Origin of the sequence: Deferribacter abyssi (assembly GCF_049472655.1) — a bacterium.
GTDB classification, from domain to species: Bacteria; Chrysiogenota; Deferribacteres; order Deferribacterales; family Deferribacteraceae; genus Deferribacter; species Deferribacter abyssi.
On the sequence record NZ_JAQNCS010000004.1, the window covers coordinates 113,778 to 127,220 of the forward strand.

General features: G+C 32.3%; 13 protein-coding genes and 4 tRNA genes. 2 read left to right on the top strand and 15 right to left on the bottom strand.

Annotated elements, in window-relative coordinates; genetic code table 11:
* Positions 1-7 precede the first annotated feature (7 nt).
* Together OWK30_RS03600 and OWK30_RS03605 are read right to left on the bottom strand one after the other, a co-directional pair.
* Positions 8-655, bottom strand: coding sequence for a protein-L-isoaspartate(D-aspartate) O-methyltransferase (locus OWK30_RS03600; protein WP_423323667.1), 648 nt, complete (start codon positions 653-655; stop codon positions 8-10).
* Positions 652-1,815, bottom strand: coding sequence for a nicotinate phosphoribosyltransferase (locus OWK30_RS03605; RefSeq protein ID WP_423323668.1), 1,164 nt, complete (start codon positions 1,813-1,815; stop codon positions 652-654). Before OWK30_RS03605 ends, OWK30_RS03600 begins: the two co-directional genes overlap by 4 nt.
* A gap of 156 nt (positions 1,816-1,971) precedes the next feature.
* Between OWK30_RS03605 and OWK30_RS03610 the strand changes: the two genes are divergently transcribed.
* Entirely contained in the window at positions 1,972-3,111 is a 1,140-nt protein-coding gene (locus OWK30_RS03610) for a glycosyltransferase (protein ID WP_423323669.1), read from the top strand.
* Positions 3,112-3,121: 10 nt separating this feature from the next.
* Positions 3,122-4,057: a glycoside hydrolase family 130 protein gene (locus OWK30_RS03615; protein ID WP_423323671.1), complete on the top strand. Its 936-nt coding sequence runs from the start codon at positions 3,122-3,124 to the stop codon at positions 4,055-4,057.
* Between the two features lie 179 nt (positions 4,058-4,236).
* On the opposite strand, the gene rpsU is transcribed toward OWK30_RS03615, so the two are convergent.
* The 13 genes from rpsU to OWK30_RS03680 form a co-directional block, all read right to left on the bottom strand.
* Positions 4,237-4,455: a 30S ribosomal protein S21 gene (gene rpsU / locus OWK30_RS03620; RefSeq protein ID WP_149266183.1), complete on the bottom strand. Its 219-nt coding sequence runs from the start codon at positions 4,453-4,455 to the stop codon at positions 4,237-4,239.
* A 20-nt stretch (positions 4,456-4,475) separates the two neighbouring features.
* Positions 4,476-6,788: an endopeptidase La gene (lon, locus tag OWK30_RS03625; RefSeq protein WP_423323672.1), complete on the bottom strand. Its 2,313-nt coding sequence runs from the start codon at positions 6,786-6,788 to the stop codon at positions 4,476-4,478.
* 104 nt (positions 6,789-6,892) lie between these two features.
* Entirely contained in the window at positions 6,893-8,125 is a 1,233-nt protein-coding gene (gene clpX, locus OWK30_RS03630) for an ATP-dependent Clp protease ATP-binding subunit ClpX (protein ID WP_423323674.1), read from the bottom strand.
* Positions 8,126-8,195: 70 nt separating this feature from the next.
* Positions 8,196-8,783 (bottom strand): ATP-dependent Clp endopeptidase proteolytic subunit ClpP, encoded by a 588-nt coding sequence (gene clpP, locus OWK30_RS03635; protein ID WP_423323675.1) that lies wholly within the window; start codon positions 8,781-8,783, stop codon positions 8,196-8,198.
* A 2-nt stretch (positions 8,784-8,785) separates the two neighbouring features.
* Positions 8,786-10,147, bottom strand: a complete 1,362-nt coding sequence (gene tig, locus OWK30_RS03640) for a trigger factor (RefSeq protein WP_423323677.1) — start codon at positions 10,145-10,147, stop codon at positions 8,786-8,788.
* Positions 10,148-10,184: 37 nt separating this feature from the next.
* Positions 10,185-10,257 (bottom strand) — tRNA-Gly (locus tag OWK30_RS03645).
* 16 nt (positions 10,258-10,273) lie between these two features.
* Positions 10,274-10,355: transfer RNA gene (locus OWK30_RS03650), tRNA-Leu, on the bottom strand.
* Positions 10,356-10,367: 12 nt separating this feature from the next.
* Positions 10,368-10,440: transfer RNA gene (locus OWK30_RS03655), tRNA-His, on the bottom strand.
* Positions 10,441-10,449: 9 nt separating this feature from the next.
* A tRNA-Arg gene (locus OWK30_RS03660) sits at positions 10,450-10,523 on the bottom strand.
* Positions 10,524-10,825: 302 nt separating this feature from the next.
* Positions 10,826-11,122, bottom strand: coding sequence for an ArsR/SmtB family transcription factor (locus tag OWK30_RS03665; RefSeq protein ID WP_423323679.1), 297 nt, complete (start codon positions 11,120-11,122; stop codon positions 10,826-10,828).
* A gap of 85 nt (positions 11,123-11,207) precedes the next feature.
* Complete coding sequence (locus tag OWK30_RS03670; protein WP_423323681.1) at positions 11,208-11,798, bottom strand: MarC family protein; 591 nt, start codon at positions 11,796-11,798, stop codon at positions 11,208-11,210.
* Complete coding sequence (locus OWK30_RS03675) at positions 11,798-12,208, bottom strand: SoxR reducing system RseC family protein (RefSeq protein WP_423323682.1); 411 nt, start codon at positions 12,206-12,208, stop codon at positions 11,798-11,800. The genes OWK30_RS03670 and OWK30_RS03675 overlap by 1 nt, the downstream gene beginning before the upstream one ends.
* Positions 12,198-13,442: a M48 family metallopeptidase gene (locus OWK30_RS03680; RefSeq protein WP_423323684.1), complete on the bottom strand. Its 1,245-nt coding sequence runs from the start codon at positions 13,440-13,442 to the stop codon at positions 12,198-12,200. Before OWK30_RS03680 ends, OWK30_RS03675 begins: the two co-directional genes overlap by 11 nt.
* Position 13,443: the final 1 nt, after the last annotated feature.

A 13,443-nucleotide genomic window follows, 5' to 3' on the forward strand; every position in this document is an offset into this window, starting at 1 on the left:
CCTCCCTTCATTCTTTAAATCCTTTATCCCCTCTCAAAGGTACAAAAATACAATTAAAATATATTTCTTTGTCAATTTTATTTTTTAATTTTTTATATTTTACAAGTTGTTGTGTATGCATTGGTCCTTCAGGCACTACAATACATCCATCATCATTTAATTGATTAAACAACTCTAAAGGCACTTTTTCCACAGCAGCTGTAATTATAATTTTATCAAAAGGAGCAAACTCTTTCAATCCAAAGCCACCATCTCCACAAACTACTTTCACATTATCTATCCCTGCTTTTTTTAAGTTATCTTTTGCAAACTTAGCAAGTTCTGGTATTAATTCAATAGAGTAAATGAATTTACATAATTTTGAAGCAATTGCAGCCTGATAACCTGAACCACTTCCAATTTCTAATAAAATATCATTTTTGCAAAGATTAAGTAGCTCAGTCATTTTAGCTACAATATATGGTTGAGAAATAGTTTGTCCATAACCTATAGGTAAAGGCGAATCATCATAAGCATTATATCTATATTTTTCAATAACAAAGAGTTCTCTTGGTACCTGCAAAAAAGCTTCAATAACATTCTCATCCCTTATATCTCTGCCAGCCAACTGCATTTCAACCATTTTTTGACGTAACTTTATAAAATCGACTGTCACGTTAAAAACCTTTTCAGCCCCTCAAATTGTGATATTACTCTTTCTCTAATTTTATCAATATCTTCATTAATTAAAATTTTACCATTTTCCATCACTTTTCTTGTTATCATTTTCATTTTTTCTCCGCAATTACAAAACAGTACAGCCTCTTTTTCTATTGAGTAGGTTTGACATAAACACTTGTCACATTGATATACGTACTTAAAACCGGACATTTTACCTTTCTTACTTAATGGTTTACCATCGATTTCAACAATATCCATAGAATAATCCATAACTTTAGCATTCGAAATGCTCGTTCCAACTCCAAAACCATCTATCACAGATTTCAAATCTTTAATACTTTCTTCATCCAATCCACCACTTGCAAATATTTTCACATGATTAAATCCTCTAATATCCAACTCCCACCTTATTTCTTCTGCAATTTTCTTTAAATTACCTCTTCTTGAACTTGGTGTATCCAAACGTATCCCATATAGCCTGTCTCTCAAATATTCAGCCACCCTTATTGCCTCAAATCTCTCATCGCCAAATGTATCTACAAGAGCTATTCTTTTAACATTCTGATCAATATAAGCATCAAAAAGCTTCATGGTTTCTAAACCATCTCCCACCTGTATAATCAAAGCATGAGGAACTGTCCCTGACGCCTCTTTACCTATAAGTTTTTCTGCAAATACAACTGAAAACCCATCACAGCCACCAATATATGCATATTTATCTACCATACCAGAAATAGCTGGATGAACCCTTCTAGCACCAAAACTCAAAACAATCTTATCCTCTGCAGCAATCTTACACATTGCTGCTTTTGTTGTAATACCTGATGAATGACAGATAAATCCTAATATAGCAGTCTCATAAATTCCAAAATTAAGATAATTCCCCACAATTGTCATAACAGGAATATTTTCAAAAAAAACATTCCCTTCAGGAATAGCATATACGTCCACTGGTTTATCTTCTAACAATTTTAACACATTATAAAGTCCTGTAAACAAGCCAAAAGGATACCCTTTTGGCATCCCTTTTTGTGCCACTTCCATTGTAATTTTCTTATTAATGTTACATTTTTTTAAAATCTCTTCTGTTCTCAAAAAATATACATCGGTGGTAAGCCCTTTTAAAATATCATCCACTGTTGGTATATCAAACATATCCCTACTCCTTTTCAAATAATTATATACTAAAATTGAAATTTGTGAATTATAAAATATGGTAGTTATCACTAAAAAAGTGGCAACTAAAAATTTTGTTGAATTTTACTGATTTTTTAATATTTTACTTAAAGCACCATGTTGGGAGGATGATAAATGAGAATAGGATTTATATCTTCCTACCCTCCTATAGAATGTGGAATAGCTACCTACACAAAGTACCTAACCGACTCTTTAAAAAAGTTACATACCGATATTTATATCATATCCCATTATGGAGCAAGCGGTAAAAATGTGTTTCCAACCTTTGACTACAATGATCCAGATTTTGCAACCAAAACCTACTCCATGATGGTAAGATTCACTCCTGACATCGTACATATTCAACACGAATTTGCTTTATATAGTGGTCAATTTGGTATAAATGTAATTCCGCTAATTTTAAATTTTAGATTATCAGAAATCCCAATTATTACAACAATGCATACAGTTTATTCAGATATGCCAAAAGAACACAAAATAATTACAGAAGCTATATTATATAGTTCTGACAAAGTTATTGTCCATGAAAAATATCAACAAAAAACCTTAGAACAGCTTTTTAATATAGATCTAACCAAAAAGGTTGTTGTCATACCTCATGGAGCAAGAGATATTAATACTGTTGCTAATGCTAAAAAAGAATTGCAGCTTCCAGAAAATAAAATAGCACTATTACAAATAGGATATTTTCGACCATCAAAAAATTTCGAAACAACAATTGAGATATTCAATAATCTAGCTTCCAAAAACAAAAATATTATCTTGATAATTGCTGGGAAAATTCGTGGTATAGAACATAAAAACTATAGAGATAGACTTTTTAATCTCATAGAACAATCACCTTTTAAGGATAGAATTTATCTCATTAGAGGTCAGCTCTCTCAAAAAGCTTTTGATACTGTATTATCAGCATCTGATATAGTAATACTGCCTTACAAAATAAACTCTCAAAGTGGAATACTTGCACACTGTTTAGCCTTTGGAAAGCCTGTTATCACAAGTAAAACACCTTCAATGGTTCAAACAATAGAAAAGTCAAAATCAGGTTTTACTTGTAATAGTATTGAAGAATACCTTGAAAAAACTTCTATATTAATAAGTAATGAACAAATAAGAAGAGATATGGCAAAAAACGCAAAACAGTATGTAAAAAATTATATCTCATGGGATATTATAGCAAAACTCCATTTAGAACTTTATGAATCGCTTACCAGCATACCTACTCACCATCCTCATATCATTACACTTGATTAGGAGGTATATCATGGGTAAATTTGACATTTTCAAAAGATATGAAAATAACCCCATAATCACAAGGGATCACATTCCTTACAGATGTAATACTGTGTTTAATGCTGCAGCATGTGAATTTAACGGCAAAATTGTTTTATTGCTCAGAGTAGAAGATGTGAGCGGTCATAGCCATCTTACTTTAGCCTACTCCGATGATGGATACAATTTTAAAATAGAAAAAAAACCATGGATAATGCCAAGCAATGAAGAACCTTACGCTATATATGAAAAATATGGAGTTGAAGACCCTAGAATAACAAAAATTGGAGATACTTATTATATTACTTATGTTGCCTTTGGTCCTTATGGCCCTCGCATCGGCCTAGGTTTTACCAAGGATTTTACAACTTTTACAAGAATTGGATTTAGTTCTGAAACAGATAACAAAGATGGAGTACTATTTCCTGAGAAAATAAATGGGAAATATTATCTTATAGATAGACCTGGTGGAATGGCTGGCACTGGAGGATCTTTATGGATTACAGAATCTTTCGACTTAATCCACTGGGGAAATGCCAAAGTTTTACTTTCACCTGAACCAGGTTGGGGAAACTATAAACTAGGTGCTTCAACTCCTCCAATTAAAACCGATGAAGGATGGCTCTTACTTTACCATGGTGTAAGAAAAACCGCAGGAGGAAATCTTTATAGGGTTGGAGCAATCCTTTTAGATTTAGAAAAACCTTGGAAGGTTATTAGGTATACTCCCCATTTTATTTTTGCTCCGAGAGAACTATATGAAAGAATTGGAGATGTACCAAACGTTGTTTTTCCATGTGGTTGGATAGTAAAAAACAATAAGGTATTGATTTATTATGGTGCAGCCGACACGTATATATGCGTTGCAGAAACAAAACTGCAAATGATACTAGAAAATTGTACAGCTATTCCAAGGGACTGTTACTAATGTATAAAAAAACTAAAGCAGAAATATTAAGAAAAAAATATCTATATAAGGAACTTATACTGAAAAGGAAAATAAAAAATATTTCAATAGAAAATGCAAAAAAACTCGTTGGTGTTGATACTGCTTATCATCTTTATCGAAACCAAGACACAAAAAAAAGCCCTTAAAAAGGGCTTTTTCTAATAATACTTATATTTTTCTTTGAGCTTTCTGATTAACTTTTGTTGCTTTCTTCTTGCTTTAAGAAGCTTCTTTCTTCTTACTTCAGTTGGTTTTTCATAATAAGTATGACGCTTAATCTCACGAATAAGCCCTTCTCTCTCAACCTTCTTTTTAAGAAGCTTCAATGCTGAATCGATATTATCACCATCAACTTTAACAATTGCGTTAACAGCCAACTAAATCACCCCTTTTCTTTTTATTTTTTCAAAACTAATTCAAACACTTCATCAATACTTTTAACAAAGTGGAAGTGGACACTTTTTTTAACATCGGATGGTATATCTGTCAAGTCTTTCTTGTTTTCTTCTGGTAAAATTACATCTTTTAATTTAGCTCTGTGTGCCGCTAATACTTTTTCTTTAATCCCACCCACGGGTAGCACTTTACCTCTTAATGTAATTTCTCCTGTCATAGCAATTCTACAATTTACAGGTCTGTCTGTTAATGCAGACATAATAGCAGTAGCAATTGTAATACCTGCTGAAGGGCCATCTTTTGGAACTGCGCCCTCTGGCACATGTATATGTAAATCAAATTCTTTAAACTTAAAATCAGGAATTTTATAAACACCGGCCCTACTTTTTACAACAGTAAGAGCAGCCTGAGCTGATTCTTGCATAACTTCTCCAATTTGACCCGTAATAGTCATTTTACCATTCCCATCAAAAATGGCTACTTCTGTCTGCAAAATTTCTCCACCGTAAGGTGTCCACGCAAGTCCTGTAGCCACTCCCACTTCAAAATCTTCTTCCACTTCTTCAACTCTAAATTTCTTCACTCCCAAATATTTCTCAATATTCTTTGCACTTATAACAACTTGCTTTAATTTTTCATTACTAACTAGCTTCTTAACACCTTTTCTAACAAGAGCAGCAATCTCTCTCTCCAAGTTTCTAACACCAGCTTCTCTGGTATAATACCATATTACATTGTAAATAGCAGAATCAGTTATTTTTATTTTATCCCCTTCAATAGAATGCTCTTTAAGTTGTTTAGGAATCAAGAACTTTTTTGCTATATTAAATTTTTCACTCTCTGTGTATCCTGAAATTTCTATAATTTCCATTCTATCAAGAAGCGCAGATGGTATCGTTTCTGTGGTATTTGCTGTAGTAATAAAAAATACCTTTGATAAATCAAATTCAACTTCAAGATAATGATCCATAAATGCATTATTCTGTTCAGGATCAAGAGCTTCTAGTAAAGCGGAAGCTGGATCTCCTCTAAAATCTGAACCAAGTTTATCTATTTCATCTAATAAAAAAACAGGATTCATACTCTTTGCTTTCCTCATTGACTGTATTAGCTTACCAGGAAGAGCACCTATATACGTCCTTCTATGCCCCCTTATCTCTGCTTCATCTCTTACACCACCTAAGCTTATGCGAATAAATTTACGACCCAAAGATTCTGCTATAGATTTAGCAAGAGATGTCTTCCCTACTCCCGGAGGTCCAACAAAGCACAGAATAGGCCCTTTAATATCTGGTGATACTTTTCTAACAGCAAGAAACTCCAGTATCCTTTCTTTAACCTTTTCCAATCCATAATGGTCTCTATCTAAAATCTCTTCAGCTTTTTTAATATCTATTTTATCTTCAGTGTAAATACCCCATGGCAAACTTGTAAGCCAATCAAGATAATTCCTGACAACTGTTGATTCTGCACTCATTGGGGACATAATTTTTAATTTTTTTAACTCACGTTCAGCCTTTTCACGAACTTCTTCAGGCATGTTTAAACTTTTAATTTTAGATTCAATCTCTTCTAAATCTGCCTTTAAATCGTCATCTTTACCAAGTTCCTTTTGTATAGCTTTTATCTGTTCATTGAGATAATATTCTCTTTGAGCTTTTGACATTTGAGCTTTTACTCTATGCTTTATTCTCTCATCAATTTTTGCAATTTCCAATTCCGTCTGTAATAATTCAATTAATTTTTCAGCTCTCTCTTCCACTACATCTCTACTCAAAATAGTTTGTAGTTCATCAAGTCTAAACTGCAAGTTTGAAGCAATAAGATATACAAGTTTATTTAAGTCACTAATATCTTTTAAAGTATCATAAATATCAGCAGGTATTTTTTTTGAAATTTTCATATATTCTTCAAACGATTTTAGAAGCGTTTCTTTTAATGGACTTATAACTGATTCATTCAAAACTTCATCTGGCAACTCTTCAACTTCCACAAAAGTTGTTTCATCGTCATCCACAAAATTTATAATTTTTGCTCTTTTAACCCCTTCGACCAATATTTTTATTGTATTATCAGGAAGTTTTAGAATCTGCAATATTTCCGCAACTACTCCTACTTCATAAATATCCTCTTTTTTAGGTTTGTCTATCTGAGAGTCTTTTTGTAATGTCAAAAATATTCTTTTATCTGTTTCATCTGCTACTTTTACAGCAGACACTGATTTTGGTCTCCCCACAAACACAGGAACAATCATATATGGAAAAACAACCAAATCTCTCAAAGGAATCAACGGATACTGTTCAATCTGTGCCATATTTTACCTCTTTAGATTTTTTCGAATTGATACAATAACTGATTTTGTTTGATTTTTATTTGATTAACAAAATTAAAACAGCTTAAAACTGGCACAAACCAGTTTTAAGCTGTTTCCTGTTTATTTTCAAACATTAAAACCGGTTCTGCCTGCTTATTAATAACATCTTCTGTTATAATACATTCTTGCAACCCTTTAATAGACGGAATTCTATACATCAAATCAAGCATAGCTTCTTCTATAATAGACCTCAAACCGCGAGCACCTGTCTTTCTTGAAATAGCTTTTTTAGCAATAGCTCTTAATGCTCCTTGAGTAAATGTTAGTTTTACATTGTCAAACTTAAATATTTCCTGAAACTGCTTTACAAGCGAATTTTTAGGCTCCACAAGTATCTTAATCAAAGCATCTTCATCAAGATCTTGTAACGTAGCAATTACTGGCAATCTACCCACAAATTCTGGTATCAAACCATATTTAATCAAATCTTCAGGCTGTACCTCTTTTAAAATTTCATCTCTTGTCATATCGTTTGTACTTTTAATATCTGTACCAAAACCAAGTGTTTTTTTACCAATTCTTCTCTTAATCACATCTTCAAGTCCAGCAAATGCTCCTCCACATATAAAAAGTATATTAGTGGTATCTATCTGAATATACTCTTGATGAGGATGCTTTCTTCCTCCCTGAGGTGGAATATTTGCTACTGTTCCCTCTATAATTTTCAACAACGCTTGTTGAACCCCTTCGCCGCTCACATCTCTGGTAATTGAAGGACTATCGGTTTTCCTGGATATTTTATCAATCTCATCAATAAAGATTATCCCCTTTGATGCTCTTTCCACATCATAGTCTGCAGCCTGAATTAATTTTAAAACCACATTTTCGACATCTTCACCCACATACCCTGCTTCAGTAAGTGTAGTTGCGTCAGCAATAGCAAAAGGGACATTTAAGATCTTAGCAAGCGTCCTGGCAAGTAGAGTTTTACCTGTTCCTGTAGGTCCCATTAATAAAATATTTGATTTCTCAATCTCAACATCTGATTTTACACCAAAAAGCACTCTTTTGTAATGATTATACACAGCAACACTTAAAATCTTTTTAGCATCTTCTTGTCCAATCACATATTTATCAAGTTTAGCCTTAATCTCTTCTGGTCTTAAAAGTTTTATTTCTTTATCTTTATCTTCTTTTGATATATCTTCCTGTAAAATCTCAGAACATAACTCTACACACTCATCACATATATATACATTTGGACCAGCAATTAACTTTTTAACTTCATCCTGATGTTTACCACAGAATGAACAATACAAATTTTCCTTGTTTTTCATTGATTACACCCCATAAGTCTGAACTGATTCGAAACACTCTAAATAGAAAATAGAGAAAAAAGTTATAATATCAACCCCTTTTTTCTATACATTCGTCAATGAGACCATATTCTTTAGCTTCAATTGCACTCATAAAAAAATCTCTGTCAGAATCTTTGTCTATCTGTTTTTCACTTCTACCTGTATTCTCAGCCAAAATCTTGTTTATAATTTTCTTCATCCTCAAAATCTCCTGAGCATGAATTTCAATATCTTTTGCTTGCCCTTGAAACCCGCCAAGTGGCTGATGTATCATTATTCTAGCATGTGGTAGCGCAAATCTTTTACCTTTTGCTCCACTTGATAGAAGTACAGCAGCCATACTCGCCGCTTGTCCAATGCAAATTGTAGTGACATCAGGCTTAATATAATTCATCGTATCATAAATTGCCAAACCACTAGTAATAACTCCACCAGGACTATTTATATAAAGATAAATATCTTTATCAGGGTCATCAGCCTCTAAAAACAGCATTTGAGCTATAATAACATTAGCAACATTATCATCAATAGAAGTTCCTAAAAATATAATTCTATCTTTTAATAATCGTGAGTAAATATCATAGGCTCTTTCGCCTCTACCTGTTTGCTCAATAACATAAGGGATAAAAAAACTCATAATTACTCACCCTTACTTTCTGCTAAAGTATTTTCATTTTTTTCTTTATTTATTTTATCTCTTTCTTCCTTAGTAACGATCTTTTCTTCGATTTTATTTTTACTAAAAATAAAATCGAATATTTTATCCGTTAAAATATTGTTTTTTAAATTGTTTATACCCCCAAACCTTTCAAGCTCTTTTTTGTACTCATCAACATTCTTTTTCAGTTTACTAGCTAATTCTTCAATTTTCTTATCTACTTCTTCATCTGTTACTTCTATTTTTTCTTTCTCAGCAATTTTATTTAAAATAAGCGCACTTTTGATCTGCTTTTCAGCAAGATTCCAGTATTCCTCAACAAGCTTTTCTTTATTCAAGCCCAACTGATCAGGATTTACCCCATACATATACTGATATTGCTGCATTGTTTGCGTAGCAAGCCTCTCCGCTTGCTCTTTAATTAATGTATCAGGGACATCAAAAGGGTTTTCTTCAATAAGCTTTTCAATTACTTTATCATAAAGATTTTCCTTTGCAATTTGTTCAACTTCTTCTTCAAGATCCCTCCGCACTTTTACTCTTAAATCTTCAATAGTATTACATTCTTCATCAACATCTTTAGCAAAATCATCGTTAAGCTCAGGCTCAATTTTCTTTTTTACTTCTTTAATATTAATTTTAAACACTGCTTTTTTCCCAGCTAGGCTTTTTTCAAAGTAATTTTCAGGGAATGTAACCTCTATCTCAAATTCGTCACCTTTTTTATGACCAATAATCCCCTTCTCAAATTCTTCCAACAATGTCTTTGAGCCTATAATAAAACTATAATCTTTAGCGTTTCCTCCCTCAAAAGGCTCTTCATCAATAAAACCCTCAAAATCTATAACAACCATATCACCATCTTGCACTTCGGCATCATCCGCAGGCTCATAAGATATATTCTGCATTCTTAACTTCTCTAAAACCTTATCTACGTCTTCTTCTATAACTTCATCTTTTTCCTTAACAAATTCATACCCTTCATATTTTATTACATCATACTCAGGAAAAACATCCACATAAACCTTAAAAGTTATAGGCTCACCTTCTTCAAAGTTTACATCTCTTACATCAGGTGTATTAAGCGGGTTTATTTTATGCTCACTTAAAGCCTGGATTATCGATTCATTTATAACTTTTTCAAGAGCATTTACACTAATACGATGTTTAAACTGTTTCAACACTACACTTTTTGGCGCCTTACCTTTTCTAAACCCAGGGATATTCACCGTAGGAGCAATTTTTCTATATTCAGCTTCAAAAGCCTCGTTATATTTTTCCACGGGAATTTCAATTGATAATTCTTTTTGTGATTTTTCAGCGTTTTTTACTTCAACTTTCATAATCTCCCCTTTTAAACAGGATTTTTATATAAAAAAAAGCGGGTGACGGGACTCGAACCCGCGACCTCAACCTTGGCAAGGTCACGCTCTACCAGCTGAGCTACACCCGCTTTATTCGTCCACTTATGCGAGTGGAGGGACTCGAACCCCCACGCCGGATGGCACTAGATCCTAAGTCTAGCGCGTCTACCAGTTCCGCCACACTCGCAAAAGAATTAAGGGTGAGTGACGGGACTTGAACCCGCGACCGCTGGGGCCACAACCCAGTGCTCTACCAACTGAGCTACACCCACCATAAAAAGCGCGCCCAGGAGGACTCGAACCTCCAACCTACGGATTAGAAGTCCGTTGCTCTATCCTGTTGAGCTATGGGCGCATTACTTTTTGGACTGATATCAATAGCAAAACATGGTAACGTTGTCAACCAAATTTTTTTAATGGAGTCACCCCATTTTTTGTAAAACCTTGCTTGAACTTGCTTATGGAAAAATATTTTCTGGGTTCAAGTTCCCATAATACCTCCATAAATGGCGGTTTTAGAGGAACTTGCCTCGGAGCAAAACCGGATATTTCGCAAAAATGAAGAAAATGTTTTTCCACAAACAATAACATGCAACTATTTATTATATATACATAGATCAAACTAACAATAAAAAAATCGGGTGTCTCCAGAATTTTTTATTTACAAGTAGGATCAATTCCTGTCGTTTCAATCAATTTCTCAACGATAGCCTTAACATCTTCATCTACAACATAATAACAAACGGTTGTCCCTTCTCTTTTGCAATCAAGTATACCTTTATTCTTCAAAGCTATTAGATGTTGACTTGTGGTAGCTTGAGGAATATTCAGACCTTCACAAATCTTAGAAACATTACATTCATTGTTCAACAATCCAATTACAATTTGTAGCCTCACTGGATGACCAAGTATTTTGAATTTTTCAGCGTAAGTTTCCAACCATTTCTTATCCATCGAAACCCCCAATATATGAATATACAAGTATATAAATAAAAAAAAACAAATCAATAAAAACTTTATTTTTTTGCAAGATAATACTTTAATATGACTTTATTACTCCAATAATCCCTTCTCTTATATAATGAACTGAAATTGCAGCAAGAATCAAACCAATAACTTTTGTAATTACATCTGTTACATTTTTCCCTAAAAGATCAAGAATTTCTCTTCCAAAATACAATATAAAATAAGTAAATACAAAAGAAACAATACCTGAAATTAACGTAGTAACCACGCCTACAGTCCCTGTTAAAACAATTGTAGCAGTAACTACTCCAGGTCCAACCATTAGCGGAGTAGCAAATGGCACAACCCCAGTTCCAGCATTATTATATTGTTTATCATCATTACCAAAAATAATCTGAATAGAAATCAACAAAAAAAGTAAACCTCCAGCCACTCGAAAATCATGAACATCTATACCAAAAAGCCATAAAATACTGCTTCCTGCAATAGTAAAAATACCTAGCAATATAAATCCAACTAATATTGATTTATTTAAAAGACTTTTCCTGTCAGAAATCGTCATACCACTTGTAAGAGCCATATAAACTGGAACAAGCCCAATAGGATCTATCACTAAAAAAAGAGTTGTTATTGATTTAAAATATAAAATAAATACTTCTTTCATTATACCTTCTCAACTTTTATATCTATTTTGTTTTTTCCATAAATTTTATTCAATACTATAAAATAGCCTATTACTCCAAAAAGTGAAAAAAAAGGGATAAAAATCTCAGAAAAATCAAAAATTCTCATAATAAAATGACCTATTATTGCAAAAAAAATCAAAACTATTATAGGAAAAACGTATACCAACAAAGCTGACTTCAACACTACTCTATCTTCTATATAAACCTTTACTTTATCTCCAACCTTTATCCCATCAATTAAGTCGAAATCAAACACATTAGATTCTTCTGTAATCCCACACCCTTCTTTATATTCACAAGCATGGCAACCAAGCAGTTTTTCAAACTTTATAATCATCTTTTGATTTTCTATTTTTACAACCTTACCAAAATGCTTTTTAATCCCCATATAATTCTAACCTTTCTATTCTATCCAATAAAGGCGGATGTGAATAATTAAAGAAAACATACAACGGATGTGAAAACGGATTTGAAAGATTTTCTTTATACAATTTTATCAAAGCATTTTTTAATGGAGCCCCACTTTTCAATAGTCTAGCAGCAAAATTATCAGCTTCAAATTCATGCTTTCTTGAAATACTCATAAATATAGGCGAAACAATAAATTTGAATGGTGCAAAAAGTAGCGTCACAAGAAATAATCCAACAAAAATCGACTTCTTAAAACCAAACCACAAATATATATAATCCTTATCTACCGCAAAATAAGTAATTAAAAACGATAATAAGATTAAAACCAATAAAATTAATAAATTTTTTATAATATGCTTCATTTTAAAATGACCCAGCTCATGAGCAATAACTGCCAACAACTCATCTACAGATAATTTATTAATCAAAGTATCAAATATAACTACTCTTTTCCTTTTTCCAAAACCCGTAAAATAAGCATTGCTGTGAGTGCTCCTTTTAGAAGCATCCATTTTAACAACTTCACGTATATTAAATCCAACTTTTTCAGATAAGCTTTTTATTTCACTCACTAGCTTTTCATCATCTATTGGTTCAAATTTGTTAAATAAAGGAGCAATTAATACAGGATATATATAATTTAAAAATAGCATGAAAATAAAAACAAACAGGGATGCCACCAACCACCAGTTTTGCTGAAAAGTTTCAATAGTGTTTATTATTATAAAAAGTAAAACTGAAAAAATAATTCCTCCTAATATTGTTTCTATTAGCAAGTCTTTAAAGAAAAGCACATACGACATTCTATTAAAACCATATTTTTCCTCCACGACAAATTGCCTATATAATGAAAAAGGTACGTTTATTAATCCAGTTATAAGTTGCAAACTTCCTAAAAATAAAAATGCTCTTAAAAATCCATTTTCAGTCAAATTTATAATTTGATTCGCATACCATTGTATAAAACCTGTAATAAATATCATTAAAAAAAAGAAAAGATTAGTTATAGACTCTCCAACACCTACTTTAACTTTATCCCATTGATAATCAATACTTCTCTTTAATTCTTCAAAATTCAAAAAATCAGGAATATCTCCCTTACTATTATAAATTATCCTTATTGCATATTTAATATTTATTATCTCAAGAAATATTTCAAAACCTTCTAGTACTACAATCACAAATAAAATCAAATATCCTATACCTATCATA

Coding starts and splice junctions, on each gene's coding strand:
- OWK30_RS03615 (WP_423323671.1), top strand. CDS start 3,122: ATGGGTAAATTTGACATTTTCAAAAGATATGAAAATAACCCCATAATC.
- OWK30_RS03680 (WP_423323684.1), bottom strand. CDS start 13,442: ATGATAGGTATAGGATATTTGATTTTATTTGTGATTGTAGTACTAGAA.
- OWK30_RS03605 (WP_423323668.1), bottom strand. CDS start 1,815: ATGTTTGATATACCAACAGTGGATGATATTTTAAAAGGGCTTACCACC.
- clpP (WP_423323675.1), bottom strand. CDS start 8,783: ATGAGTTTTTTTATCCCTTATGTTATTGAGCAAACAGGTAGAGGCGAA.
- OWK30_RS03665 (WP_423323679.1), bottom strand. CDS start 11,122: ATGGATAAGAAATGGTTGGAAACTTACGCTGAAAAATTCAAAATACTT.
- tig (WP_423323677.1), bottom strand. CDS start 10,147: ATGAAAGTTGAAGTAAAAAACGCTGAAAAATCACAAAAAGAATTATCA.
- OWK30_RS03670 (WP_423323681.1), bottom strand. CDS start 11,798: ATGAAAGAAGTATTTATTTTATATTTTAAATCAATAACAACTCTTTTT.
- OWK30_RS03610 (WP_423323669.1), top strand. CDS start 1,972: ATGAGAATAGGATTTATATCTTCCTACCCTCCTATAGAATGTGGAATA.
- lon (WP_423323672.1), bottom strand. CDS start 6,788: ATGGCACAGATTGAACAGTATCCGTTGATTCCTTTGAGAGATTTGGTT.
- clpX (WP_423323674.1), bottom strand. CDS start 8,125: ATGAAAAACAAGGAAAATTTGTATTGTTCATTCTGTGGTAAACATCAG.
- OWK30_RS03675 (WP_423323682.1), bottom strand. CDS start 12,208: ATGGGGATTAAAAAGCATTTTGGTAAGGTTGTAAAAATAGAAAATCAA.